Genomic DNA, 26115 nt, shown 5'->3' on the forward strand with positions numbered 1-26115 from the left:
TTTCCAACTAAATGCACTGAAATTCCAACTAAACCGTCCATTTTTCCAACTAAGCTAAAGGGACGGGAAATGAAAGTGTAAAAGCATGGAGAAGAGGAGAAATCATCGTCACTTTTTATAGATAAGTCCAAGTTGCCATGAAAAATAGCCTATATAAATAGTCAAATACTTAATGCCGTAGCGCGTCGGGCCGCATGAGCCCAAGTATGAGACCCACTTGAGCGTAGCACAAGTTGGCTCATGCAAGGTGCGGCAAGTGCGAAGGCATAGTGGCTATTCACTAAGACGCATTTTATCTAGAAAACGAACGAAAATACAAAATCCCCTCATAAGTCTGGCTTGAGAGGGGATGATTAAAACATTTATTTCGCTATTTTACATGCATTCACAAAAGCATCAAAAATGGGTCTGATACTCGCTACTGGGCCTTCCATCATTTCAGGATGCCATTGAACTGCAACGACAAATCGTTCTTCTTCCCATTCCATTCCTTCAATAATTCCATCAGGAGCTGTCATCGTTGCTTTAAAACCTTGCCCTAACTCTTTCACAGCTTGATGGTGGAAGCTGTTTACACCTAGCTCTTCCGTTTCGTAAATATCATAAAGGGCAGATCCCTTTTCAATTTTTACTGGATGAAACACATGATGTCTTAATGCTTTATTGACAGAATGGTTAATGCCTTCTGGTCTTTGCGATTGTAAATCTTGGTATAACGTTCCACCCGTCGCTACAGTCAACAACTGCATACCTCGGCAAATTCCAAGAACAGGTAACGATGTTTCAAATAAAACCTTTTTCGCAAGCTTCATCTCATGATTATCTCGCTTTGGTTCGATTAAACCTAAACCAAATCTAGGATATTCTCCGTAAAAATTCGGATCGATATCAGACCCTCCTGAAAATAAAATCCCATCCAACTTTTCCAAAAGCGGAGTCAATGTTTCAACATCCTCTGTAATCGGTAAAATAACAGGCACTCCGCCTGCTCGTTCAATCGCTACAATATAATCATCCGCAAGCAGCTGCCATTCTTGCTTTTTTGCACCAATTCCTGCTTGCATTCCAATCGAATCATCCGATAAATAGTTCACACAAATCCCAATTAGTGGTTTCACCATACATTCCTCCATCTATAAAAATCGCCGCTCCTAGTTTAGTAGGAGCGACAATTATAGTCTTTTATTAGTTTAGTTCGACTACCCAGCCAAATGGATCTGCTATTTGGCCTTTTTGAATACCCGTTAAAGTATCATACAACTTTTGAGAAAGCTCTCCAGTTTCGCCGTTATTCACATAGAAAAGCTCGCCTTTCCAACGTAATTCACCGATAGGAGAAATAACAGCTGCAGTTCCTGTACCAAAGGCCTCGTCTAATTTACCAGTACGATGTGCATCACGAATTTCTTCCATTGAAATTTTGCGTTCAACAACAGGAACATCCCAGTGTTTTAGCAATTGAATAATAGATTTACGCGTAATGCCATCTAAAATACTACCATTCAAAGCAGGAGTTACAACTTCTCCATTTATTTTAAAGAACACATTCATACTTCCTACTTCTTCCACATATTTACGCTCAATTCCATCTAACCATAGAACTTGGGAATACCCTTCTCTGTCAGCAACCTCTTGCGCTTTTAAACTAGATGCATAGTTTCCAGCAGTTTTTGCAGTACCTGTACCCCCTGCAACTGCGCGAACGTATTCACTTTCAACAAGAATTTTCACTGGATGAATTCCTTCTTTATAATAAGAACCTACAGGTGACATAATGATCATGAAACTATAAGTTTTAGAAGCTGAAACACCTAAATGTGACTCTGTTGCAATCATAAACGGTCTAATATATAAAGAAGTTCCTTCTTCAGAAGGAATCCATTCTTTATCTACCTCAATTAATGTTTTTAGTGCTTCAATTGCAAGCTCTTCATTAATTTTTGCCATGCTAATTCGATCACATGAATTATTCATCCGTTTCATATTTTCTTCCGGTCGGAATAAACGAACAATACCATCTTCCGATAAGTATGCTTTCATCCCTTCGAAAACAGTTTGACCGTAATGTAAAATAGTTGCAGAAGGATCTAAAGTAATTGGTTGATAAGGGACGATTCGATGATCATGCCACCCTTGACCTTCTGTGTAATCAGCGATAAACATATGATCTGTAAACGTTCTTCCAAATACTAACTGACTCGATTCTACCTTTTCTTTTTTGTTTTCGCTTTTTGTAATTTGAATTTTAAGACTATTCATCATGTACTTCCCCAATCAATAAAAATTATTAAATTGCATCGATGACAAATGTGCAATATATTATATGCCATTATACTACTTTTAAGAAAATTAGAAATACTTTTTCAAAATTATTTTCAAAACTTTTATAAGCATATCTGCTCATTCTTCAATATAGGTCCTAGAAAAAAGGACTAAATTATAACAATATGAAGATTTCAACCGATATACGTTATATATAGAAGATAAACAATGTATTTAGGAGGAGACATATTTGTTCAAAAAAATGGCATACATACTATCGTTTGTTCTTTTGCTAGCTAGTTTCACGCTTTCGCCTATCCAGACTAATGCCGAAACACTATTCAAAGGTGTACTTGTAGATGCCTCGTATGAGGAAGTTACATTAGATGATAGATCAATAGAAAAGCAACTAAAAACAATTACACTCGTAAATAACAATGGAAATACAACTACGCTCAACATCGATAAAAATACAAAGTTTTTTATCAACTCAACATCTGCTACTAGTGCTTCATTCCGAGAAGGCATGTTTGTTGAAGCTACTGTTGACTTTCGAAAAGTAAAAGAACTTCAAGGTTTTGCAGATATCCCCCAAGGTGGGGCAGATGCTGCTATTGGAGAGTTTTTCACTGGAACAGTAAATGAAATTGATAAGTACGGTTCTTTTATTTCTATCAACTTAAAAGATAGACAATCTCAAAAGTATTATCTAGATGAAAATACACAAGTATTTAAAGACAGAAAACTAGTCGACTTAAGTGAGCTATATGAGGGTGATCGAGTTAAACTTGCCCTATCTAGCCACGATTCAAAAACATTAGCAACAATAGAAATTAATGTTGAAGGAATTGAAGTTGAACAAGTATACAAAGGTGTCATTCAACAAATTGATACTACTCAACAGAAAATTGTCGTGAAAGGAGAGCAATTTCTTCAAAATTGGGATTGGGAGTACACGAATTCAACTTATCCTAACTCAATTAGCAATAGATTATTTACAGCTAAAACACCAATTTACGTTGGTAATAAAAAAATCGACCCTAGCCAACTTCGCTACTACGTAAATAACGAAGTTTATTATGTAACGATTAACCAATTGGGTAAAGAACTTATCCAAAAAATAGTTATTAATGTGAAAGATGAATATTCTTATAACGACACATTGTATTCAGTTGATACAGCAGATAAAAAAATCCGTTTAACAAAAGCTGGTTCTATTCCATATCACAACGGTACAATTATTATTCGAAACGGTCGACTAATAGATCCAAGTGCACTATCTCAAAGCGGAAATGCATATGTCGTTACAGCAGGTGTTTCTTCTAACCAGTCTGCAAATATTATTTATGTAACAAACAACGGTTTCCAAAGTCCAAGTTTATCTAATCATTCGGTTTATTTCGGACAAATTAGCTCGCTTAATAATTACAACTTAACATTAAATAATGTTAACAAACTAAGTAACAATTATTGGTATAGCAATTCCCTTACTAATTTTAAATTTAGCAATAGTACAGTTGTAACAGAACATTATTCTAATTCTACTATTACTAAAACAAATCAATTTACTGATACAGTTGGCCAATACGCGTATTTCTATGTGAAAGATAATCATATTGTTGCAGCCCATATTGTTCATTCGTACTACCCTGCCCAATACATTTCTGTTGGGAAATATGACAAAACTTATAGTAGTGACTACAGAATTGCATTAAACAATAGCAGTCAGTGGACTTCTGGAAGTTGGACAAATATTACAGGATTAAACTATTACTATACGGCACAAGCAGTCATCCTTAAAAATGGGAAGGCTATTTCTAGAGCTGAGCTCAATCCAAATGATCGCTTGTTTATAATCCATGATGCATACTTAAATGCAGAATTTATTTTAGTCAATTAAAAATAGCCGAGGCATGGAAGAACTTTCTTACATGCCCTTACACTAAATCAAGAAAGAGGTAAGGACCAAACAAATGAGTATATTAGCCAAACAATCTATTAAAAAACTTTCTATTTACCTTGCAGCCATTTTGTTAGCATTTACTTTAACAACACCAACCGCAAACGCAAAAGTACCCGATTATTATGGTGGTGTCTTCGACGAATATTCATATGAAGAATATTTCTTTTTATCAGGTAATCCAATCCTATTTACAGGAAAACCAACTATTACAGAAAAAGAAAGTAAAAATCAGCTTACATCCACGTACAAGTTTACATTAACAAGTACTGCTGGTGATAAGCTAACTAGAAGTATTGTGTATGTTTCCGATTTAAAAAACCATGAAACAAAAGGCCAAATCACTTCGAATACGAAAGTGAAAAGCTTCTCTGAAAAAATTACAACTGTCGCAGACAAAGCAACATACACATTAGATGATTACCAATTTTCTCAAGGCTCTGTCAGGGATAATCGACCTGCTACAGATTATTATTCTGGTAATGTTGTAGGGCGTAAAATTTACCTTAAAAATTATAAGTCAGGGACAAAAACTATAAATGAAAAAATTACGGTATTCATTAGCGGACGTGATGTAGGTTATAAAAACTTCTGGGGCTCTACGGATACACAAATAATGGAAAATGAAATTGTTTCGGATGCTGGCACTTTTTTCGTTACAAGTAAAGTTTCGGACAGCAAATCAAGAACTTTGGAATACGAGCCACACACACCTTCTCTTTCTAGCTTTGTAGGTGGACATTCCGTTGTAAGTAACTCTAATATCATCTCAGAATACACATACAATATGCCTTACCATGCAGGAACAGGTACTCTTTATTTAAATAAAGAAAAAACGCCAACAATAGAACGATTAATCGTGCCGAAGTTCCGTGATATTGCAAATCATTGGTCAAAGCCTAATATCGAAAAATTATATTCATTAGGCATTTTCGATGAATCGAGTAACTTCTTTTCACCAGATGCACCGATGACAAAATATCAGTTCACAGCAGGTGTGGCAAAAGCAGTAGATTTACGTGTACTTGAACAAAAAGCAACTTCGAGAGCTCCTGCGAAAGCTGCTTATAGTGATTTAGATCCAAAAGATCCTGATTATTTATTTATCGATAGTGCACTAAAGAAAGGCATTGTTAGCCCTGTAAATGCTGATCTATTCGGAGCAAAACAATCGATTACTCGCGCTGAAGCAGCTACAATTATCGTTCGCTCATTAGGATTAGAAGGACGTGCACCAAGCCCGGGTTATAAAACAACTTTTATCGATGACAATAAAATACCTAAAGGCGCAAAAGACAGTATTTACGTTGCAACTGAATTAGGATTAATTGATCCAGACAAAAAAAATCGTATCAATGCTAATGAAGTATTAACAAAAGGAAAAGCTTCTCAACTACTAGTACGTTATATGAATTTCCTTGAGTCTGATTTAAAACAAAATTACCGAGATGATATGTTCTATTTCGATTAATAAATAATAGTAACCCCTCTGAACTATTAGAGGGGTTTTGCTATATTTTCAACACTTTACGCATAACTTCTTTTGTTCTAGTTCGCAGATGATATGCAGCATTCTTCATCGACTCTTCTTGCGTAACGTTGCCTTCTGCGACACTTGCTAACTCATGAAAATAGGACGATAAAGAAGGGATACTTTCTGGTTCTATGAAACCTGAAAGTAAAATAACGGGAATGCCTTGCCCTTTAGCAGCTTTTGCAATACCAATAGGCGCTTTGCCAGAAAGTGTTTGAAAATCTGACTTCCCTTCTCCAGTTATAATGTAATCTGCTTTTTCTATGTGTTGATGAAAATTAATTGCTTCCATAATAACTTCAATACCTGGCTTTAATTTGGTCGGAAAAAATGCTAAAAATGCACCTCCAAGTCCCCCCGCTGCTCCTGCTCCCGCTTGTTCATGGAGTGAAATCCCTGTTATAGCTTTGATTTTATTCGCCAAGTTATCAAGATTTTGATCTAAAGATTCTACAAGTTCTGGTGTAACTCCTTTTTGAGGCCCAAAAATTGCTGTTGCCCCGTTTGGACCGACGAAAGGATTGTCCACATCACATGCAATGATGAAATGTGCATCTGCAATTCGTTTATCAAAATTAGTTGCATCAATTTCATGAAGTGCATGTAACGACTCTGCTCCTTGTGCAATTTCTTCACTAACAATATCTAAAAATTTCATACCAAGTGCTCGAAGCATTCCCGTTCCACCGTCATTTGTTGCACTACCACCAATACCTACAACAAACTTGCGAAATCCTTTATCTAAAGCATGTCGTATTAACTCTCCTGTTCCAAATGTAGATGCAATACGTGGATTTTTTTCATGTTCTTTCAACAGCATAAGGCCTGATGCTTTTGCCATTTCAATGACACATGTTTCCCCATCTCCAAGAACACCGTATTCCACTTGAATAAGGCGTCCGATCGGATTTTGTACATCTATAACGATCTTTTCCCCATTCGTTGCAATGAGTAGGGACTCAAGCGTTCCTTCTCCCCCGTCTGCTACGGGTAGTAGGACAGTTTCAATCGACGCATCTATTTCTCTTATACTTGCAGCTATTTCTTGTGCTGCCTCTGTTGCTGTTAATGAACCCTTGAAAGAATCAGGACTTACAACGATTTTCACATTCGCACCTCCTACTTCTAAGTATAATAAAACCGCTCCAACATATAAGCTGGAACGGTACAGTATTTATCATTATTTTTTTGCAACTGTTGATACGTCAGCGACTCTTTTTGCACCAACATATTTTTTACCCCAATAATACGGGTCATCTACTTTATCAATTCTAACTCCTTTAGATGTGGAAGCATGTATAAACTTTCCACTTCCTATGTACATTCCAACATGAGAAACACCTTTACCTGATGTATTGAAGAATACTAAGTCTCCCACTGCTAAGTTCGCTTTTTTCACCGCAGTACCAGTACTATAAATACCTGCTGCAGTTCTGGACAAGTTCACACCTTGGCTTTTGTAAATATATCCAACGAAACCTGAACAATCAAACCCTGCCCTCGTTGTTCCACCATAACGATATTTAATCCCTATTAAATTTTTCGCACTTGATACTATTTCATTGGATGCTACAGAGCTTGCTGCTTCCGTATTTCCTGCAAATGTTCCCACGGCTAAAACTACAGTTAAACTAAAGATTGTGATGATTTTTTTAAACAAAGAAGTCAAATCTGGTATTCCTCCAAGAGCTATGTATTTGAAAAGTTTTAGACAATATATCTGAAAATTTTTCTATCCCAATACTAACATGGATATAACAATATCTGCTTTACAGTTGTGTAACAATAACATTACATCATTTATTTGCTCACCTTCATCATTTTCTTATATTTTTATTGTTTTCTAGATATAATATTAGCAAATATTACTAGTATCACCTTCTATAATACTGTAAAATAGAGTTTTAACATAAAAATGATATATACATATTTTTTACCCATGAAAATATTCTTCAAACATTCATACATTGGCGCATATTTATACCTATTTCTATGGTATAAATGGTATAAAGCTTTCGTACTATTAGGAACAGGAGAGAAATAGAATATGAAAAATACACTAACAGTGCATCTAGGTACGATTATCGTTGGAATAATCATAGCTATGCTACTTATTACATCTGGTGCTACTTATAAAACTGCTTATGATAAATTATTTGAAGCTGCTGGGATCGAGGCCTATGGGTGTGCAAATATCACAACTGGCTTAATAAACCCTGATGATATAATCAAAGCGCTTGATGGGGACACAGCAACCCAGGATGCAATTGGGAAACAACTAAACTGGACAGTTGCACATAAAGACATTTTTGAAACTCAATACATTCTAGATTTAAACGGAAAAATACTTGCATTAGATGATAATTTAAAAAGCCAAGGGTTTAAACCTGGAGACGCATTCCATATGGACCAAGATGCAATAGATATGCTACTTGAAATGAAACATTCAACATACTCTGATATGTATGAATTTGCTGGCATAAAACGTCTTTCTGGATATGCACCAATTTATGAAAATCATGATCCTTCAGGAAAAATTATTGCTATTAGTGTTATTGATTTCGATGGTTCAATCGTAGCAGAACGTACTTGGGAGGTTGTAAGCGGTGGATTGCTTATAAGTATCATTCCAATGTTAATCGCTTCATTTGTTACAATTGTTTTAATTCGCCGAAAAACGAAACCACTTTCTGCTTTAATCGCACACGCGGGAGAAATTGCAAAAGGAAACCTTTCTGTTAAAGATACAAACTTTACAAGTAAAGATGAAATTGGCGATTTGAGTAATACATTAAACACGCTTGCTCATAATTTATGCAACATTATCGGAACAATTCAAACAACATCCTCTCAACTTTCACAAAATGCAGAAGAAACTTCCGCATCGTTGAATGAAATGAAAGGTGCTGCACAACAAATTGCAACAAATATGAGCGAAACGGCTGCAACTGTATCAGATGGTACAATTACTGCTGAAAACTCATCTACTATATTACAATCACTTGCCGAAGATCTTCAAAGTTCTAAAGAAACGGCTGATGTGACGGTTACGAATTCTAGAACAACGATGAACACTGCAAAAGAAGGTCTATCTTTTGCAACTGAAATTAGTAATGATATGAACAAAATTCGAAGTGCCTCTATCGAAACTGGGGAAATGATTCAAAATTTAAATGAATCAACGAAAAAAATTCAGCAAATTACAGCTTCTATCTCTGCGATTGCAGCTCAAACTAATCTACTTGCACTAAATGCTTCTATTGAAGCTGCTCGAGCTGGTGAACAAGGTCTAGGCTTCGCAGTTGTAGCAGAAGAAGTAAGAAAACTTGCTGAACAATCGAATGCCGAAGTACTTCAAGTTGAAAATATTGTGAAAGAAATTACAGAAAGTATCCAGCATGTTGTTTTTTCTACACAAGAAAGTACAAAATTGATCGAAACAGGTACGACAACTGTCAAGCAAACATCCGAGTCATTAAGTGATATTTCGCTTGCAGTTGCAAAAACAGTCGAAGAAATATCTATGATTTCAGAGATGACAACGAGTGAGGCTGAAAGTTCCATACGCGTTGTAAAATTAATTAATAACTTAACTGAGGCTATTCGAGAAATTGAAGATGTAACAACATCTATTTCTGCAGCTACTGAACAAACAACTGCTTCTATTGATGAAATAGCGAAACGCTCAGTTGAAACAAATCATATAGCACAAGAACTAGAAAAAATTGTAGGGCAGTTTAAGTTGTAAAAGTAGTTTAAAAACATATAAAAAGCTTGTCGGAAGAGGCTCAATCCCCTTCCGACAAGCTTTTTTTGAAATTAAAAATGTAGCATGAAAACTGGGTTTAGGAATGAATAGAATGGATTTCGTTACAAGCGGACACTGGCACGGCTTCAGCCGCTTTCTTCGCTGCACTCAGTCCAAGGGTCTTCAGCTCGCGCTGTTTACCGCTGGTGTAGCCCCTTTTCACTACATCCAACTAGTTTAGATGAGTGTATTCATGTCCTTTCTAATTTATTGTTTTAACGAAGTATTTACTATTCTATTTTTTAGACAGCAACCAGCGAATACTCGCACTATTACTGAACAATTGATGGACATATAGAAGTGTCCCTTTATAAATCCGCCAAAATTGTATCTTTGGCGGCCTTCAAAGTATATAGAATGTCACTTGTTCTCCTATTACCAAAAATATTGAACAACTTTGCACGGAAGCTTCTGGCGAGAAGGAGGCGAACATTTGCCATACGATGACCGAAGAAAAAGCTTGTTGAAAGTGGCGTAGCCACTTTCAACAAGCTTTTAAATTTTACCGTTCATCGTATAGCCCAATGTGAAACCTAGAGTGAGCCGGAAACTGTGTCGATAAGCAAAGGTACCACGCATCATTTTGCCCGGTTTTTCTTTGTATTTAGTTGATGGAAGCTATGCCCGTGAAAACATCCGCTATAGCCGAAATCAACGGACACCTAGTAACATTAGTGAATACCGTGTGCGACCATTGCATCTGCTACTTTTAGGAACCCTGCAATATTCGCACCTACTACTAGATTTCCAGGAGAGCCGAATCGAGAAGCTGCATTATTACAGCTAGCATAAATATTTTTCATTACCGTTTTTAACTTTTCATCTACTTCTTCGACCGTCCATGACAAACGCATACTATTTTGAGACATCTCCATCGCCGAAACTGCAACACCACCTGCGTTCGCCGCTTTTGCCGGTGCAAATAAAACACCTTTCGCTTGGAATGTAAGAATCGCTTCTTCTGTACAAGGCATATTCGCACCTTCTCCAACCGCTTTTACACCATTCTTAATAAGCATCAAAGCATCTGTCTCTTCTAATTCATTTTGCGTTGCACAAGGCAATGCAATATCACAAGCGACAGACCAAATACCTGAACAACCTTCATAGAAAATAGCCTCTTTATGAAACTTCGTATACTCTTGAATTCGTTTATTGTCAAACTCTTTCAGTAATTTTACTGTATTCACATCAATGCCATTTGGATCATAAATATATCCACTCGAATCACTACATGCCAATACTTTTGCACCAAGTTGGACTGCTTTTTCAATCGCATAAGTTGCTACGTTCCCTGAACCCGAAACGACAACTGTTTTCCCATCAAAGCTGTCCCCTTTTTCCTTTAGCATTTCATCTACAAAATAGACAGTGCCATAGCCAGTAGCTTCTTTTCGCCCCAAGCTACCACCATGATTTGGATCTTTCCCCGTAAACACACCTGCTTCATAACCGCCGTTTAAACGATTATATTGACCAAACATATAGCCTATTTCTCTTTTCCCAACACCAATATCCCCTGCCGGAACATCTATATCTGGCCCAATATATTTACTTAGCTCTGTTATAAAACTTTGCGTAAAGCGCATAATCTCTCGCTCTGACTTACCTTTCGGATCAAAATCAGATCCACCTTTACCTGCTCCAATCGGCTGACCCGTTAAAGCGTTTTTAAATGTTTGTTCAAAAGCCAAAAATTTCATAATACTGCTATTTACTGTAGGATGGAAACGAATACCACCTTTATATGGCCCAAGGCTATTATTAAACTGAACGCGATAGCCTCTATTCACATGAACTTTACCAGTGTCATCTTCCCAAGCAACACGGAATGTGATCACTCTATCCGGCTCAGTAATACGCTCCAAAATACCGTTATGCATAAACTCTGGATGCTGTAAAAACACTGGACGAAGAGAGTCAAAAATTTCGCGCGCAGCCTGCAAAAATTCCTTCTCACCTACATTACGTTTTTTTACTAACTCATATACTTCATGCACATAATCATTCGCTCTGCTACGTTGCTCTATATCAATTTCTCTAATTATCTCCATAAGCTAAAAACATCTCCATTCTACCGTCCATTAGTATTCCTATTATCTCGAATTTTCCGATTGTTTTCAACATAAATATAAACCATCATTAATAAATATACTATTCACAACAAGCTGCTATACCATTTTTTTTGGGTAATATATATTATAATAGAGTTAGTACTAAATATACAGAAAAGTGGGTGTTGCGAATGGCAATTCAAATTGCAGTCATTGGTTCAGAAGAAACATTACAACAAGTGAAAACACTAGCAATTACTATAGAAGACATTGAAATTTTCCCATTGATCTATCAATCTCCTGAAGAAGTTAGTACGCTTGTCCATCTAACCAACCATTGTGATGTCCTATTATTTTCTGGTGAACTGCCTTTTTACTATTCACAAAAGGAAATTGCGCGCTTTAATAAACCTACACTTTATATCCCTGATAATGAGCTTAGTATTTCATTAACACTCCTATATATTACGAATCATTTGAACATTAATTACAACGAACTATCCATAGATGTAACAGACCGAAAATATTTACAAGAAGTAGTAGATCAACTAAATCTTCATCCAGCACCTTCTTTCATTCAAGACTATCCTTGGTTATTAGAAGAAACAAATCGTATTTTTCAAATAGAGTCTGTTATTGAAAGGCATATTGAGCTATGGGAAACAAAGCAAATTTCATACGTAGTAACAAGTATTCATGCCATTTACGACCATCTTGTCGAGATGGGCATTCCATGTACTCGACTTTTGGAACCGAAGAAAAATATAATAAACTCACTTATTGAGGCTCGTAATTTAGGCACTCTTAATCGTATAAAAAAATCACAAATTGCAGTTGGCTCTTTTATGTTTCATGCTGAAAACCTTTCCGAAACATTCACCGTGGAGCTAAAAAAAATTGCCAAGCTTATAAACTGCACTGTTAAAAAGTCTACGCAGCAGCATTTCCTTATTTATGGTACTCGCAGCGCCATTGAATATTTACTTGAGAGTAAGGATATTCTAAGTCCTTTTTTCCAAGTATTGATTGATATGAATTCTACAGTCAGCATTGGTTTCGGCTATGGAATGACAATTATAGAAGCAGAAAAAAATGCAAATATAGCTTTATCCTATTCCGAAAAAAGACCTGAAAACAACAGTATTCATATTGTAAATGAAGAACAAGTTGTTTCCGAACCTTTTCTAAATAAGGAAAGCAGTTCTATTTTACAAAGTGAAAACATGGAATTAGTGAAAATATGTAAAGAAATAGGTATCAGTGTAACAAATTTAAACAAAATGATTCAATTCCATCAAACTCGTCCTATCAACCGTTTTACATCGAGTGATATCGCAGATTATTTCGGTATCGGAAAACGTGCTGCTGAGCGCATATTGAAAAAGTTTGCAGATGGTGGCTATCTTAAAATCATCGGGGAGGAACAACCTCACTTAAATGGGAGACCCCGCTCAATCTATCAATTAAAACTTCCAAGACTATAAAATGTATACAGCATGCATTTTATAGTCTATTACAAATTTTCTAAAAATTTATTGACTTCCTAATTCTTATTTCAGTATAATGGACTAATTAACGACCATATACCGAACGTTAATAGGGAGGGGAATGAATGTATGAATGATTCAAATGTTAGCGGGGCGAAAAAATGGTGGAAGATGTCGATTCCACATGTATATGTTATTTTATTTTCGGTAATTATTTTTGCTGCAATTGCTACATACGTTTTACCATCTGGGGAGTATGACCGAATGATTGATGATAATGGTCGTAATATCGTTATCGACGGGACGTATCATGAAACTGAATCATCACCAGCAGGGTTTTGGGCTGTTTTCCAGTCTATCCATAAAGGGATGGTCAACTCGAGTTCAATTATCTTCTACATTTTCATCGTAGGTGGATCTTTTGGGATTTTGCAGGCAACCGGAGCTATTGAAGCTGCCGTTGGTTCTATTTCTCAAAAAATGAAAGGGAAAGAAATATTAATTATCCCAATACTTATGACGTTTTTTGGTCTATCAGGCGCTATGCTTGGTTTAGCAGAAGAAACAATTCCTTATATCACAATTTTAGTACCACTAATGCTTTTAATCGGATATGACTCGATGGTTGGTACAGCTGTCGTTCTTCTAGGAACTTCTGCAGGTTTTACTGCTGCATTTATGAATCCTTTTACAGTTGGGGTTGCTCAAGGAATTGCTGAATTGCCTATGTTCTCTGGTTTATATTTCCGAATTATTTTATTCGTCATTTTTCTTTCTGTAAGTATTTGGTACGTGATGAGATATGCTAAAAAAATTAAAAAGGATCCAACAAAAAGTGTTTTATTTAATGAAAAAGGGCATGACTTTAAAACGCCTGATACTCTTTTAACACTTACAAATCGTCATAAAATTATCTTCCTTATCTTACTTGCATCACTTGTAACTTTAGCATTTGGTGTTGTTAAATTAGGCTGGTATTTATCTGAGATTTCTGGCTTGTTCTTATTAATGGGGATTTTAATGGGGATCACAGCAAAAATGAACTTCAGTAAAATTTCAGAAGAATTTATTGAGGGCTGTCGTGTTTTAGTAATGGGGGCACTTGTCGTTGGTGTTGCTAACGCAATTTTAGTTGTGTTACAAGACGGTAAAATTATGGATACAATCTTGTATGCATTTTCTTCTGGAATTGGAAGTATGCCATCTGGTTTCGCCGCTTTTGGTATGTATATCGTTCAATGTTTACTGAATTTCATCATTCCATCAGGAAGTGGACAAGCCGCGTTGACGATGCCAATTATGGCACCTCTTGCTGATCTTGTAGGAGTTACTCGTCAAACCGCAGTACTCGCGTTCCAATTTGGTGATGGAATTTCGAATATATTCACTCCAACGTCTGGATACTTTATGGCCGGACTTGCTCTTGCAAGAATTTCATGGATTAAATGGGTAAAGTGGATTTTCCCACTGATTATAATCCATTACACGTTAGGAGCAATTTTCGTTACGATTGCACATTTAATAGGGTATTCCTGATTACTAAACTACGGCTTTAATTGAAAGGATAGAAATCATTGAAATTAGAAAATAACTTAGTAGATTGGGTTGTTCTGCAACGACGCTATCTACACACTCATCCAGAACTATCACATCGTGAAACAGAAACGAAAGCATATATTGCTGAACAGCTACATGCTCTTGGTATTGAAACTTACTCCGTAACCGGAAAAGATATCATTGGTATTATTAAAGGAGATCATCCTGGAAAAACTGTCATTATCCGTTCCGATATGGATGCACTACCAATTTTAGAAGAAACCAATCTTCCTTTTGCATCCGTAAACAAAGGTGTTATGCATGCATGTGGACATGATGGACATATGTCTATTTTACTCGGAATTTCGAAATTACTAGTGGACAATAAAGCATCCATTCACGGCACTGTTCACCTTTTATTTCAACATGCTGAAGAAGAAGTACCAGGTGGTGCAGTAGAACTAGTCGAAGCAAACTTACTAAAAAGTAAAGATGCTATTTTTGGCTATCACTTATGGCAGCCTTTGAAATCTGGGTTAATCGGAATTCGCAACGGGGCTACAATGGCTGGTGTCGATCGTTTTTCCATTCATATTTATGGAAAAGGCGGACACGGCTCAATGCCGGAAGAAACAATTGATCCAACACTCGTAATCGCTCATATTATTACACAACTGCACACGATTGTTAGTCGAAGTATTAAAGCAATCGACCAAGCAGTAATTAGTATCGGTGAGCTAAACTCTGGTACAAGTTATAATATTATTCCAGATACTGCATTTGCATCAGGAACAGTACGTTATTTTGATAAAGATACCTCCCTTCTTATTCGAAAACGAATAGAAGAAATCATTGATGGTGCATGTAAATCGTTTGGAGCAACATTCAAATTGGACTATGTCCATGGGGATCCACCAGTATTAAATAATAAGGAACTAACTTCCTTTATTCAGAAAACAGCCATTTCTCTTTTTGGAGAAGATCGTATAATCGAAATCGATCCTATTTTAGGTAGCGAGGATTTCTCTTACTATTCACATGAAATTCCTGCTTCCTTTACTTTTATTGGTGTTGGAAAAGAGGAAATACCTTTTGGTCACCATCATCCAAAGTTCGATATCGATGAAGATATGCTACCTGTTGGCGTCGAACTGTTTACAACAGGTGTATTAAACTATTTAAAGGGAGGCACAACTGATGAAGATTAAATCAATCGAAGTTTTTGCTATACGACTTCCTTTAATTAATCCGTTTATTATTAGCTATCATACTTATATTGACATGCCTTCAATCATCGTAAAAGTCGTAACAGATAACGGGATTATTGGATACGGAGAAGCAACTCCTGATGAGCATGTAACGGGAGAAACTTGGGAAAGTACTTATGCTGTACTAACTAAAACATTAGCTCCATCCATCATTGGACATAACCCTTTTCAAATTGAAAAGCTACATGACAAAATGAATAAAATCGTCTTAGATGTTCCCACTGCAAAAGCAGCACTTGATATTGCATGCTATGACATTATGGGGAAAGCAACTGGTCAACCTGTCTATAATTTATTGGGCGGTCAATACCATGATGTTCTAGAAGTTCCTAAAGTCATTAGCATTTTAAGCCCTGAAGAAATGGTTGCGGAAGCAAAAGATGCAATTGCGGCTGGATATACTTCACTAAAGCTTAAAGTTGGAACGGATAAAGAGCTCGATTATAAACGAATTTGTGCCGTTCGAGCTGCTGTTGGATCGGCTGTACCTATTAAAGTAGATGCCAATCAAGGCTGGGTTAATAGTAGCAATACAATGTATGTGCTAGACAGAATTAAAGATTGTAACATCGACTGGGTTGAACAGCCTGTCATTGCAAGTGATATCGATGCTTTACTTGAAGTAAAACAAAAAACGAATATCCCAGTTATGATTGATGAAGGTTTGCACGGAGCTAAAGAATTAAAAGAAGTAATTGTTAAACGTGCAGCAGATAAGATAAATATTAAATTGATGAAATGTGGAGGCATCTACCCTGCCTCTCAAATCGTTCATCAAGCTGAGCTTGGCGGCATAGATTGTCAGGTTGGTTCGATGGTAGAATCTGCAGTCGCATCGGCAGCTGGCTTGCATTTATCACTTGCAAAAAAATCAATTCATAGTAATGAACTAGTAGGTCCATTAATGTTCAGTAAAGATGTTGCTGAACTAAAATATGAAGTTCCATTTGTCTACTTATCAGATGCTCCTGGCTTAGGTATTGATATTAATGAAGAAAGTTTAAAAGAGCTAACTACTGAATCATTGCTTATTCAGTAGTGAAATTTGGCACGACAGTTTCTTGCTCACTTCAGGCTTCTGATTCAGCTATATTATGTACGGTAAAATTTTGAAAGCTTGTTGGAAGTGGCTGTGCCACTTCCAACAAGCTTTTTTCGGTCATCGTATGGCAAATGTTCGCCCCCTTCTCGCCAGAAGCTTCCGTGCAAAGTTGTTCAATATTTTTGGCAATAGGAGAAGCAAGCTGGTTCTATCTACTTTACAGGCCGCCAAAGATACAATTTTGGCGACTATTTGTAGGACTTTACAAAGAGACATTTCTACATTTGGACAGAAAGTGGAGAAGTAGATGACAAATTTACTTCGTACGAAAATTGTCGGTCTATTTCTAACTAGAAGTGTTCATGAACTTTTTTCTCTGCCTCTCACATGAAAATGAAAGGGCTTAAGTAGAAAGAACATGAATACACTCCCATAAGCAGGATGGATGTAGTGAAAAGCGGCGACTCCGGGGGTCACTTCACAGTGACGAGGAGATTGAAGCCGTGCCCGCGGAAAGCATCCCTTGCAACGAAGCCCACTCCATTCATTCCTATACTTTCTTACTCTCTATCTATACCGTAAATCCTGTGTTCATAGGACATTTTTATATACTCTCTAAAAAAAGCAATTCCATTGCAACTAGCCAATGGAATCGCTTTTCTATTAATACAAACTCTTAATCAACGTTTCTAGCATAACTGGCATTTCAACAAATGCACTATCCACATGAAGTCGTTCCGTTCTTTGATGTGCATCTTTCCCGAATGGACCAACATTCAACACTGGTCCTTTTAGCTGAGCCATATCTTCGAACGGAATACTATACGTATCGCCCCATACTGGTGTATTACTTTCAAAAGCTGCCCATCCATTAGAATCGTCTGTATAATTGACATAGCTTAAATCACAAATACCATTAAAATAGTGGATTTGATCTACTTTATTATCAAATGTTTTTGCCGACTTTTGCATTAACTCAAGCAACTCAATAATAAGCGGATCATCTGATGTATTTACAGCTGGGTAATACGGTGGTGCAAACAATAGAACTGTTGCTGGTGCAAGCTCTTGGCATTGAATCATTAAATTATCAACGATTCGCAGCGATTTTTCACGATCATCCCACTCATCGTTTTGAAGTGCTTCATTTTTCAAACGTTCCACTTCTGCTACACCTAATTTTTTAGTCGCATGTGCTAATAATTGCTCATATCGTAAAACCTTTACTTCGCCAACTCCTGCCACTTGCTCACGTTCACAAATGACTTTATAGCTCGCATTTAATGATGTCATTGATTCCACTGCAACTTGCTCGAATAAATCCATCACTTCTGCCGCTGTACGTTTCAACATAAACACATTATATAGTGCAGCTGCACGATAAGGTGTTTGAGTATCATACGATGATTTCAAATCCTTCTGCTGCAAAGAAACTGGTAATGGCGTACTTTCTCCAAGATCCGTTTCTCGGAATAATGGATTCCACTCCATATTTTGCGTTAAGAATGAAGCAATATAGTTTGCGGTCATTCCTTTCATCGGCTCTCCAACATGAGTTTCTTTCCCATAAAATAATGCAGCAGGCATGATTTTACCAATCGTTCCAGAGTATATATACTCTGCTATGTCGAATGGTTTTTGCGAAAAGGATGGTTCACTATTTAAAAATAATTTATAAGACAATCCATGTTCCTCGCGGATACGTACTAGCTCGATAACTGCTGCACGCATCCCAGCAGAATTTACTTCTTCATCTGGAACGGTCGTTAAAATTAAATTAATCGGCCAGTTTTCAGTACTTGCTTTTTCGATTAATTGCATATGAAGCGCAAGACCCATCTTCATATCCATCGTGCCTCTGCCAAACAAATACTTCCCTGTTTCCAAGTCGATACGAGCTGATTCTGGAAGGTCCTCTTTATGTTCCAACAACTTTTTTGTCAACTGCTCTGGAAAATAAGCAAGCGGCTCAAGGACACCATATTCTTCTGTTTGAACCGTATCAAAATGGCTTATTAATACAACCGTTTCCGTTGCCTCTGGATGCTTGTATAATGCTGTTACAGCATGCCTTCCAAGCCCTGCGTCATGTAATTCTAATAAATTTGGATGCTCACGAAAATAAGCTAATTCTTGCAATTTACTTGCAACTTTCGGTGCAAATAAACGCTCTCCTTCCGTCAATGTAATGCTATCCCAACTAACTAGCTCACATAGCAAATTACGCAATGTTTCCGGTGTATTCCATAGTAATTTATCCATATCGAACTTCCCCTTCCAGTGCCAGGCACCCACACAATTCTAAAAACATTCTGAATATTTATGACGCAATAGAATCACGTTGGCAGCTAATACCGATGTATACTTATGTTATTTTTTTATTTCTCTTTTCTAATCTCAATTTATAGAATAGCATACAAGCGACGAAAAATCCTACTCCATAATATAGGCCAACTCGTTGTGTAGAGTCGAATGCTAAGAATACTAAAATCAATAAACAGAATGCAATGCAAAATATCGGTACATATGGATAGAAAGGAACTTTATACGACAACTCTTCCAGTTTTCCACCACTTTTTAAATATTTATGACGAAACATTAATTGCGAAGCCGCTATCCCCATCCAAGAAATCGTTACTGAAATTCCTGCAATCGACATTAATAAAACAAATACAGTGTCTGCTTCCATTACACTTGTTAATAACGAAAGTAATGAAAATGCCATCGTGAAAATTAGTGCAGCAAGTGGCACTTTACGTTTAGACAAGCGACCAAATACTGTAGGAGCCATTCCTTCTTTCGCCATTGACCAAAGTAAGCGCGTCGAAGCATAAATACATGAATTTCCTACTGATAAAATGGCAGTTAGGATTACAAAATTCATAATACTACCAGCAAATGGAATTCCAGCAAGATTCATTAATGTAACAAACGGACTTTCAAGTAATCCAAGCTCAGAAGCTGGGAAAATAGCTGATAGAATAATAATAGAAGAAATATAAAATACGACGATTCTAAAAATAATCGTTCGAATTGCTTTTGGAATATTTTTTTCAGGTTCTTCTGTTTCACCAGCAGCAATACCAACTAACTCAGAACCTTGATAAGAGAAAATAACATTCATCATCGTTACAAAGACAATAGCAATTCCCGCTGGGAACAATCCTACTGGAGCTAAATTTGTTAAAAGTGGAGCTGCTCTATCTTCCAATGGAATAATACCAAATATCGCAGCAGCACCAATAATAATGAAAAGAATAACCGCAACTACTTTAATACCAGCAAACCAAAATTCTGCTTCAGCAAAAGCTTTTGTTGTAAGCGCATTCAATGCAAACAATAAAACCATGAAAATTGCACACCAAATCCAAATAGGTACATCAGGGAACCAGTGCTGCATCAAAATTCCCGCCGCTGTAAACTCTACTCCTGCAGTCGCAGCAGATCCTATAAAATACATCCACCCAAGAGAAAATCCAGCAGATGGGCTTATAAATTTAGTTGCATACGTTTGGAATGAGCCAGTTACCGGCATATGTACAGCCAGCTCCCCTAAACAAACCATAACCATATACAAAATCAATCCACCAAATAAATAACCAAGTATTGCTCCCCCTGGACCTGCTTGGTTTATCGTATATCCTGCATTTAAAAATAGACCGGTTCCAATTACGCCCCCAAGTGACAGCATAAATAAATGACGACTTTTCATCGAACGATTTAATACATTATGTTCAGATGGATCCCCTAAATTAGACATGTTATTCCCCTCTCCCCACTGTCTTTATCTATCTGTTTTAAAATCTCAATGATAAACAGCTTAGCCCGCCATCTTGTTTTTGAACTTCAGACATGTCCAGCTCAATCGTCTCAAAACCTGCTTCATTCAATTTACGCTTCGTTTCCTCATATCCTTTTGGAATAATTACATAGTCATTCATTCGAATACAGTTAGCTGAATATTCATCTTCCTTACCGATTATGATCTTTTCATAGGAAGCAAACGCTGGATGATTAACAAATTCTCCTGCAACAACCATTTGGTTATCGCCTAAATAAGCAATACCAGTTTTCAAATGGAAGAATTCTTTTAAAGGAATGATCGTCGCTTCAAATCCTTCTCCTTCTAAAATTTCTTTTAATTGGCGTGCTCCTTCTTCATTTGTGCGATCAGAAATACCGATGTAAAAACAATTATCTGCTTGTAAAATATCTCCGCCATCAAGTGTTCCAGGTCCTTCAATATAGTAAAATTTCTTATAAAAGTCCTTTAAAACATTTCCAATTTCAACAATTTCCCCGTTGCGAGATGCTGCACCTGGATTTGTAATAACCGCAAATTCTGTTGTAAGAACTGCTGCATCTTCTACAAACGTTGAATCCGGGAATTCTTCACTTGCTGGAAGATGAGTTACCGCTACGCCACATTTAATTAATGCTTCGATATAAGCTGTATGCTGCACTAATAATTTTTCATAACTAGGTGTACCTAAATCAGATGTTGTTAAACCACTTACATAACTTTCCCCTGGTGTTTTCACAATAACATTTTTAAAGTTGCTCATCATTATATCCCCTTTTAGTTTCTAATAACTGGACTTGTTAGACATGTTGGACCGCCTGTACCTAAAACACTAATTTCTCTACCTTTATATTCATAAACCGTCGCCCCCGCATCAAGCAGTTGCTGTTTTGTTGATTCATTTCCCTCCACAATTACGCAAATACGCGGAGCGAGCGCAAGTACATTACAACCTAAACTATCGTATTCTACTTTTGGTACTTCTACTAATTGAATGCCACGTTCCAATAACAACTGTCGGAAAAACACTGGCATTAACGGTGAATGCACAACCGCCAAATCTTTATCAACCATGCTAATGAAAGACATAAGATGCAGACATTCTGCTTCTCCTTGATCATGTGGAAGCTGCACTATAATAAATTCCTCTACAAAAGGTGCAGTGATCTCTTTCAATTGTCGAATCGCTTCATCGTTTGTGCGATAGCCCCGACCTACAACTAACGTTTTATCATCTAACCAAACGATATCTCCACCGTCAGATACAGCGTCCCCAGTTAACTCTCCTACAATAGGAATACCTTTTTCTATTAAAAAATCTTTATAAACTGCAGCTTCTGGCTGTCGTAACTGTTTACCAGATTTCAAAATAATTGCTCCAGCTGGAGTAAATTTCACAGGATCATGTGCGTAAATAGAATCCAATCCTACTTTATCTATCGCTGGTAGATAATCAATCTGAGCCACATACTTTTCTAAAATCTCGATAAACCCTTTATATTCGCAAAGAGCCTCATCAAAATTTGGTTCCTCCAAATAATTGTATGTTTTCCAAGCCCCTTCTAGATGTTCTTGACTAATAAAAGCGTCTCTTGGGTGCTTCACAATAACTCGTTCTAATTTCTTATACATAGATGAATTATAAGTCATTTCTAATACCTCTTTTCCGCATAGTGGAAAACGTTTCCGTCAAACGGAAAGTTTATATGTAAAATATAGAGTGTACATGCTATAATGTCAATATATTTAGAATATTAAATTTCGTTATTTTAGAATAATTTTTTAGTCTATTTAGAAGAGGAGCTGACTTTATGCAATCAATAAATCGTGCAATGACTATTGCAAAAGTACTTGCAGCACATACAAACGAAAAAGGTTTAGCTATTTCTGATCTTGCCAAACAATGTGAATTGCCACTTAGTACGATGCACAGGTTGCTCCAAGCAATGATAAAACAAGGAATGGTTGAACAAGATGAAGAGGTAAAAACATATAGACTTGGCTTAATCTGGCTCGAGTATGGTCTACAAGTGTACGACACAATGGACTATGTAAGTAAAATAAGACCTGAATTAGAAAAGCTAATGAGAGAAGTAGAAGAAAGTGTCTACTTAAGTAAACCCGTTGGATTAGAAGCCCTCGTTGTCGAACGAATTGACAGCGAAAACAATCCTATACGCATTGTGGATCAACTCGGGCTCCGCATCCCCATGCATATAGGAGCAGCAAATAAAGCAATGCTTGCCGCTATGCCATCTGCCAAAGCAGATATTATTTTGAGTCAGCTAATAACTCCAGAGAACAAAGGAGAGATGACAGAAACTCTTCGCCAAATCCAAAAACAAGGATATGCTACAAGCCACTCCGAACAAACAGAAGGAACCTCTTCCGTTGCAGTGGCAGTGTTAGATGGATTCGGAGAAGTAATTGGATCTGTAAGCATTGGATTCGTCAGCTTCAATCTAACCGAAAGTCGCATGGAGTTCTTAATTGAAAAAGTAAAAGCAACAGGAAGAAAAATCTCAGAAAAGTTGGGGTCTATTTACTAAAAGGAATAGTTTACTACCATCTAGTTTTAACGCTGCTTATTATTACAAAAAACAACAAAAGAAAACAATTCTAGCCGAGTCTTACACAGCATACGGCGCTTTAGTAAAATCTATCGCAGTTTGTGATCGCCATACTAAAGCAGCACAAATATTCTTAGATCGTCTTGGAATCGAAAATGAGTATGTAGTGAGAACAGTAAAAGGAACTTTGCACGTATGGAATCAAGTGAAATTAGATGGAAAATACTACTTCATCGATATTCCTTTAGATAATCCAGTTCCAAAAAAACAGGAAAATTAATCTGAAGTTACTTCCTAGTAACTTCAGATTAATTGAAAAAAGACCATACTTGGAATGAATCACTATGGGCTAAAACTTCGGACAAACAGTTCAGTTATTTTAGTGATAAAAAAGTAAAATAATTAAATTTTTCTCCACATAAAAAAAACCTCTGAAATAATGCTTCCAGAGGTGGGGTTACTATTTTATTTCTTTAATTTATTCCATTCGCCTTCTAACCAGTTATGGAACTCAGAACCTTTTTCGCCTTCATATGCATCATACACATCAATACGCATTCTTCTTAACTTAGCTGCAAAATCTTCATAAGCATGATCAGCAGGTAAGCTTTTCTTCACACGTAACAAAATTTTAGACGTATCTTTAATCATCTCGAATTTTTTTCGTTTCGGCATTTCAACTTCTTCGCCAAATTCCAAAAGAATTCGATATGCTGCTTCTTGAATTTTAAACACTGGATCATTTGCTAATCGCGTATTTAATATATCAACTACTTGGCTTGCATTGTAATTCCCTAATTCCTCTACTGCATCAAATCGAGCTCTCCAGCTACCATTTCGGTTTGCTGCTTTTTTAAGCTCCTCATAATTTTCCGGTAACTCATTTTTCACTGCTTTTTTCAACTAATTCAAACTCCTTCTATAATCCATTAATTCGAGACAATCCTCTATCCCTACATTATATACTAATTAAAGCTAATCTCCAAAACACAGCAATTTCAGTTTTTAATGAATCGTTTCTATATACTTATGAAACACTGCTTTTTCAAATAGTCTAATATATTCAGATACTTCATTTGGTGTAAAGAAAAACACAAGTCCTTCTTGTACTCCTTCGTCTTCACGGTTGTAATCCAAGACGCAAATGTTTTGAATACCTTTTCCTTTTAAATCTTTTATCATAAGCGGAGTATGCTCATTCAATCCCATAATAATATGGACGGTTGTTTTAATCAATTCCATCCCATTGCCTCCAAATGTTTTGATGATTTTCACTTTCCATTATATATTAGCAGGTAAAAACGATTAGTACATTACTTTCTTTTCTTGATGTAAGCTACGGAATGTATTCATTGTACAATGAAGTTTTTGTTGCTGCCTTAACAGAACTTCCTTTGAAACTTTTACGATGATTATTGTGCCATCGGAAAAGATCACTTTCGACTTTTTCTTTTCTAGCACTTCAACTTGGAAATAATGATTGAAAATCCAAACACAATCTACTTGTTGATAGGACATAGTTGGAAAAGCCCCAACTGAATGAGCAAAAGTAATAACAGGTGTTTTCGTAAGGTAATTCATATATCGCTTAACTGCATCCATTCGCCCTTTTAGCGTCGATGCATCGCGTATACAAGCCATATCTAATAACTGGTACACAGACATTTCGGAATAATAAATTCCATTTTTCGTAGTGAGCTTGGATTTGAATTTGTCTATAAAATAAGGTTCCAGTGCATAAATTTGATGATCGATGAGTAGTGAATCGTTATTAAACATTAGCATTACCCCTTTGACTTTATAATTAAATCCTACTTTCGAATAACTGAATTAACAGATTATTTACATATCACTATACAATAATACCTTTTGGTTGTAAATTGTCATATATGTATTTTTGAAGGAAATTAGTCTTAATAGGGAAAACTCATGCTTTTTCTACAAATTTTGATAAACATCGTCCTAAATCAATCTTCATTTTAATTAGCTAATGAAACAAGTGTAAAAACATAATTTCCTTTTTCTACTGGCTCTCCTATTAAAACAGGTACTCGTTCAGAAAATATCGGACCATCTACTACAACTGTATGAAACTCCCCATTTTCTCCACAAGCATCAATACCAGCAGCCTCTAACTCTTCTACAATTTCTTTCGTAAATCGTTGTCCAACATATTTGGATGACATCATCGATGTATTTACTACAACAATCCATGCTTCAAACCCATTATCAAGCAATTCCTCTACAACGCTTCGTCGGGATTGTTGCCATAATGGATGTACAGGTATAATATCAGATTTAGCACATGTTGTTTGAACCCATGTTAAATGATCAGCTATGTCAATATCTCCAAACACTCCATGCGTTATTCCTGCTGCACGGCACTCGTCCATTGCCTCGATAAATTGTTTTTCATATGTACCCCAACTCGCTTCTTTCATCATTAATGGCACACCTAGTCTTGCGGCTTGAGCCTCCACAACGTTCGGAGGTAGCGCATGCGATTTGGAAAGCTCTCCATCTTCTTCAAACATCGTCAATATTTTTTGAGGTTTCATTCCTAATTGTAAAGCGCGAAAAAAAGCCATAGCAGAATCTTTCCCACCGCTCCAAGAGGACACAAAAATAGCATCTTTCATCGTTGCAACACTCCATTCTTTTCTCCATAATACCATTTGAGGGCACGCCTGTTGATTAATCATTTCATTCAATTTTGTATTTTCGTTCGTTTTCTACATAAAATGCGTCTTAGTGAGTTTCAGCAAAGATTTACGCTACAGAGGCGGACGCTT

At 36.6% G+C, this 26115-nt stretch carries 21 protein-coding genes and 1 pseudogene; 9 read left to right on the forward strand and 13 right to left on the reverse strand.

The annotated features are described in order from the left end of the window. Positions 1-362 precede the first annotated feature (362 nt). On the reverse strand, positions 363-1121 hold the full coding sequence (locus tag RUH95_RS09720) for a gamma-glutamyl-gamma-aminobutyrate hydrolase family protein (protein ID WP_313892668.1): 759 nt from the start codon (positions 1119-1121) through the stop codon (positions 363-365). Between the two features lie 64 nt (positions 1122-1185). Next, on the reverse strand, positions 1186-2259 hold the full coding sequence (locus tag RUH95_RS09725) for a branched-chain amino acid aminotransferase (protein WP_313892669.1): 1074 nt from the start codon (positions 2257-2259) through the stop codon (positions 1186-1188). Between the two features lie 253 nt (positions 2260-2512). Between RUH95_RS09725 and RUH95_RS09730 the strand changes: the two genes are divergently transcribed. Further along, positions 2513-4162: a hypothetical protein gene (locus tag RUH95_RS09730; RefSeq protein WP_313892670.1), complete on the forward strand. Its 1650-nt coding sequence runs from the start codon at positions 2513-2515 to the stop codon at positions 4160-4162. A gap of 73 nt (positions 4163-4235) precedes the next feature. Further along, complete coding sequence (locus RUH95_RS09735) at positions 4236-5693, forward strand: S-layer homology domain-containing protein (protein ID WP_313892671.1); 1458 nt, start codon at positions 4236-4238, stop codon at positions 5691-5693. Positions 5694-5733: 40 nt separating this feature from the next. Here the strand turns inward: RUH95_RS09735 and RUH95_RS09740 are convergent, their stop codons facing one another. Together RUH95_RS09740 and RUH95_RS09745 are read right to left on the reverse strand one after the other, a co-directional pair. Next, positions 5734-6864 (reverse strand): glycerate kinase, encoded by a 1131-nt coding sequence (locus RUH95_RS09740; RefSeq protein ID WP_313892672.1) that lies wholly within the window; start codon positions 6862-6864, stop codon positions 5734-5736. Positions 6865-6936: 72 nt separating this feature from the next. Then, entirely contained in the window at positions 6937-7425 is a 489-nt protein-coding gene (locus RUH95_RS09745) for a C40 family peptidase (protein ID WP_313892673.1), read from the reverse strand. Positions 7426-7803: 378 nt separating this feature from the next. Here RUH95_RS09745 and RUH95_RS09750 point away from each other — a divergent pair, with 378 nt between their 5' ends. Then, complete coding sequence (locus RUH95_RS09750) at positions 7804-9504, forward strand: methyl-accepting chemotaxis protein (RefSeq protein ID WP_313892674.1); 1701 nt, start codon at positions 7804-7806, stop codon at positions 9502-9504. Between the two features lie 731 nt (positions 9505-10235). Here the strand turns inward: RUH95_RS09750 and gdhA are convergent. Then, a complete protein-coding gene (gdhA, locus tag RUH95_RS09755; RefSeq protein WP_313892675.1) occupies positions 10236-11618 on the reverse strand; it encodes an NADP-specific glutamate dehydrogenase in 1383 nt (460 codons plus the stop codon). 191 nt (positions 11619-11809) lie between these two features. Between gdhA and RUH95_RS09760 the strand changes: the two genes are divergently transcribed. The 4 genes from RUH95_RS09760 to RUH95_RS09775 all read left to right on the forward strand — a co-directional run bounded on the left by RUH95_RS09760 (position 11810) and on the right by RUH95_RS09775 (position 16948). Then, on the forward strand, positions 11810-13102 hold the full coding sequence (locus tag RUH95_RS09760) for a hypothetical protein (RefSeq protein ID WP_313892676.1): 1293 nt from the start codon (positions 11810-11812) through the stop codon (positions 13100-13102). 132 nt (positions 13103-13234) lie between these two features. Next, the gene (locus tag RUH95_RS09765) at positions 13235-14641 is read left to right on the forward strand and encodes a YfcC family protein (RefSeq protein WP_313892677.1); all 1407 of its coding nucleotides are present in this window, start codon (positions 13235-13237) and stop codon (positions 14639-14641) included. Between the two features lie 38 nt (positions 14642-14679). After that, entirely contained in the window at positions 14680-15849 is a 1170-nt protein-coding gene (locus RUH95_RS09770; RefSeq protein WP_313892678.1) for a M20 metallopeptidase family protein, read from the forward strand. Beyond that, on the forward strand, positions 15839-16948 hold the full coding sequence (locus RUH95_RS09775; protein WP_313892679.1) for a mandelate racemase/muconate lactonizing enzyme family protein: 1110 nt from the start codon (positions 15839-15841) through the stop codon (positions 16946-16948). The genes RUH95_RS09770 and RUH95_RS09775 overlap by 11 nt, the downstream gene beginning before the upstream one ends. Positions 16949-17614: 666 nt before the next feature. On the opposite strand, the gene RUH95_RS09780 is transcribed toward RUH95_RS09775, so the two are convergent. The 4 genes from RUH95_RS09780 to RUH95_RS09795 all read right to left on the reverse strand — a co-directional run bounded on the left by RUH95_RS09780 (position 17615) and on the right by RUH95_RS09795 (position 22403). After that, entirely contained in the window at positions 17615-19213 is a 1599-nt protein-coding gene (locus RUH95_RS09780; RefSeq protein ID WP_313892680.1) for a M20/M25/M40 family metallo-hydrolase, read from the reverse strand. A 103-nt stretch (positions 19214-19316) separates the two neighbouring features. Further along, positions 19317-20711, reverse strand: a complete 1395-nt coding sequence (locus RUH95_RS09785) for an amino acid permease (RefSeq protein ID WP_313892681.1) — start codon at positions 20709-20711, stop codon at positions 19317-19319. A gap of 37 nt (positions 20712-20748) precedes the next feature. Then, complete coding sequence (locus tag RUH95_RS09790) at positions 20749-21516, reverse strand: dimethylarginine dimethylaminohydrolase family protein (protein WP_313892682.1); 768 nt, start codon at positions 21514-21516, stop codon at positions 20749-20751. Positions 21517-21530: 14 nt separating this feature from the next. Next, complete coding sequence (locus RUH95_RS09795; protein ID WP_313892683.1) at positions 21531-22403, reverse strand: dimethylarginine dimethylaminohydrolase family protein; 873 nt, start codon at positions 22401-22403, stop codon at positions 21531-21533. Positions 22404-22564: 161 nt separating this feature from the next. On the opposite strand from RUH95_RS09795, the gene RUH95_RS09800 reads away from it, so the two are divergent. Beyond that, positions 22565-23302 (forward strand): IclR family transcriptional regulator, encoded by a 738-nt coding sequence (locus RUH95_RS09800; protein ID WP_313892684.1) that lies wholly within the window; start codon positions 22565-22567, stop codon positions 23300-23302. A gap of 40 nt (positions 23303-23342) precedes the next feature. Further along, positions 23343-23603 (forward strand): annotated as a pseudogene (locus RUH95_RS09805) (transglutaminase-like domain-containing protein); the annotation flags it as partial. A 185-nt stretch (positions 23604-23788) separates the two neighbouring features. Here RUH95_RS09805 and RUH95_RS09810 read toward each other — a convergent pair. The 4 genes from RUH95_RS09810 to RUH95_RS09825 form a co-directional block, all read right to left on the reverse strand. After that, positions 23789-24226, reverse strand: coding sequence for a HEAT repeat domain-containing protein (locus RUH95_RS09810; protein WP_313892685.1), 438 nt, complete (start codon positions 24224-24226; stop codon positions 23789-23791). 102 nt (positions 24227-24328) lie between these two features. Continuing rightward, on the reverse strand, positions 24329-24565 hold the full coding sequence (locus RUH95_RS09815) for a hypothetical protein (RefSeq protein WP_313892686.1): 237 nt from the start codon (positions 24563-24565) through the stop codon (positions 24329-24331). Positions 24566-24628: 63 nt separating this feature from the next. Next, positions 24629-25102 (reverse strand): competence protein ComK, encoded by a 474-nt coding sequence (locus tag RUH95_RS09820; protein WP_313892687.1) that lies wholly within the window; start codon positions 25100-25102, stop codon positions 24629-24631. A 200-nt stretch (positions 25103-25302) separates the two neighbouring features. After that, positions 25303-25998 carry a Dph6-related ATP pyrophosphatase gene (locus RUH95_RS09825; RefSeq protein WP_313892688.1) on the reverse strand — a complete coding sequence of 232 codons (696 nt, stop codon included), beginning with the start codon at positions 25996-25998 and terminating at the stop codon, positions 25303-25305. Between the last annotated feature and the right edge of the window lie 117 nt (positions 25999-26115).

This window comes from Psychrobacillus sp. (assembly GCF_032154225.1).
GTDB lineage: Bacteria > Bacillota > Bacilli > Bacillales_A > Planococcaceae > Psychrobacillus.

Bases quoted from the DNA above. Each gene is read 5' to 3' on its own strand.
- RUH95_RS09720 (WP_313892668.1), bottom strand. From the start codon at position 1,121: ATGGTGAAACCACTAATTGGGATTTGTGTGAACTATTTATCGGATGAT.
- RUH95_RS09725 (WP_313892669.1), bottom strand. From the start codon at position 2,259: ATGAATAGTCTTAAAATTCAAATTACAAAAAGCGAAAACAAAAAAGAA.
- RUH95_RS09735 (WP_313892671.1), top strand. From the start codon at position 4,236: ATGAGTATATTAGCCAAACAATCTATTAAAAAACTTTCTATTTACCTT.
- RUH95_RS09750 (WP_313892674.1), top strand. From the start codon at position 7,804: ATGAAAAATACACTAACAGTGCATCTAGGTACGATTATCGTTGGAATA.
- gdhA (WP_313892675.1), bottom strand. From the start codon at position 11,618: ATGGAGATAATTAGAGAAATTGATATAGAGCAACGTAGCAGAGCGAAT.
- RUH95_RS09760 (WP_313892676.1), top strand. From the start codon at position 11,810: ATGGCAATTCAAATTGCAGTCATTGGTTCAGAAGAAACATTACAACAA.
- RUH95_RS09765 (WP_313892677.1), top strand. From the start codon at position 13,235: ATGAATGATTCAAATGTTAGCGGGGCGAAAAAATGGTGGAAGATGTCG.
- RUH95_RS09775 (WP_313892679.1), top strand. From the start codon at position 15,839: ATGAAGATTAAATCAATCGAAGTTTTTGCTATACGACTTCCTTTAATT.
- RUH95_RS09780 (WP_313892680.1), bottom strand. From the start codon at position 19,213: ATGGATAAATTACTATGGAATACACCGGAAACATTGCGTAATTTGCTA.
- RUH95_RS09785 (WP_313892681.1), bottom strand. From the start codon at position 20,711: ATGTCTAATTTAGGGGATCCATCTGAACATAATGTATTAAATCGTTCG.
- RUH95_RS09790 (WP_313892682.1), bottom strand. From the start codon at position 21,516: ATGAGCAACTTTAAAAATGTTATTGTGAAAACACCAGGGGAAAGTTAT.
- RUH95_RS09795 (WP_313892683.1), bottom strand. From the start codon at position 22,403: ATGACTTATAATTCATCTATGTATAAGAAATTAGAACGAGTTATTGTG.
- RUH95_RS09800 (WP_313892684.1), top strand. From the start codon at position 22,565: ATGCAATCAATAAATCGTGCAATGACTATTGCAAAAGTACTTGCAGCA.
- RUH95_RS09815 (WP_313892686.1), bottom strand. From the start codon at position 24,565: ATGGAATTGATTAAAACAACCGTCCATATTATTATGGGATTGAATGAG.
- RUH95_RS09820 (WP_313892687.1), bottom strand. From the start codon at position 25,102: ATGTTTAATAACGATTCACTACTCATCGATCATCAAATTTATGCACTG.
- RUH95_RS09825 (WP_313892688.1), bottom strand. From the start codon at position 25,998: ATGGTATTATGGAGAAAAGAATGGAGTGTTGCAACGATGAAAGATGCT.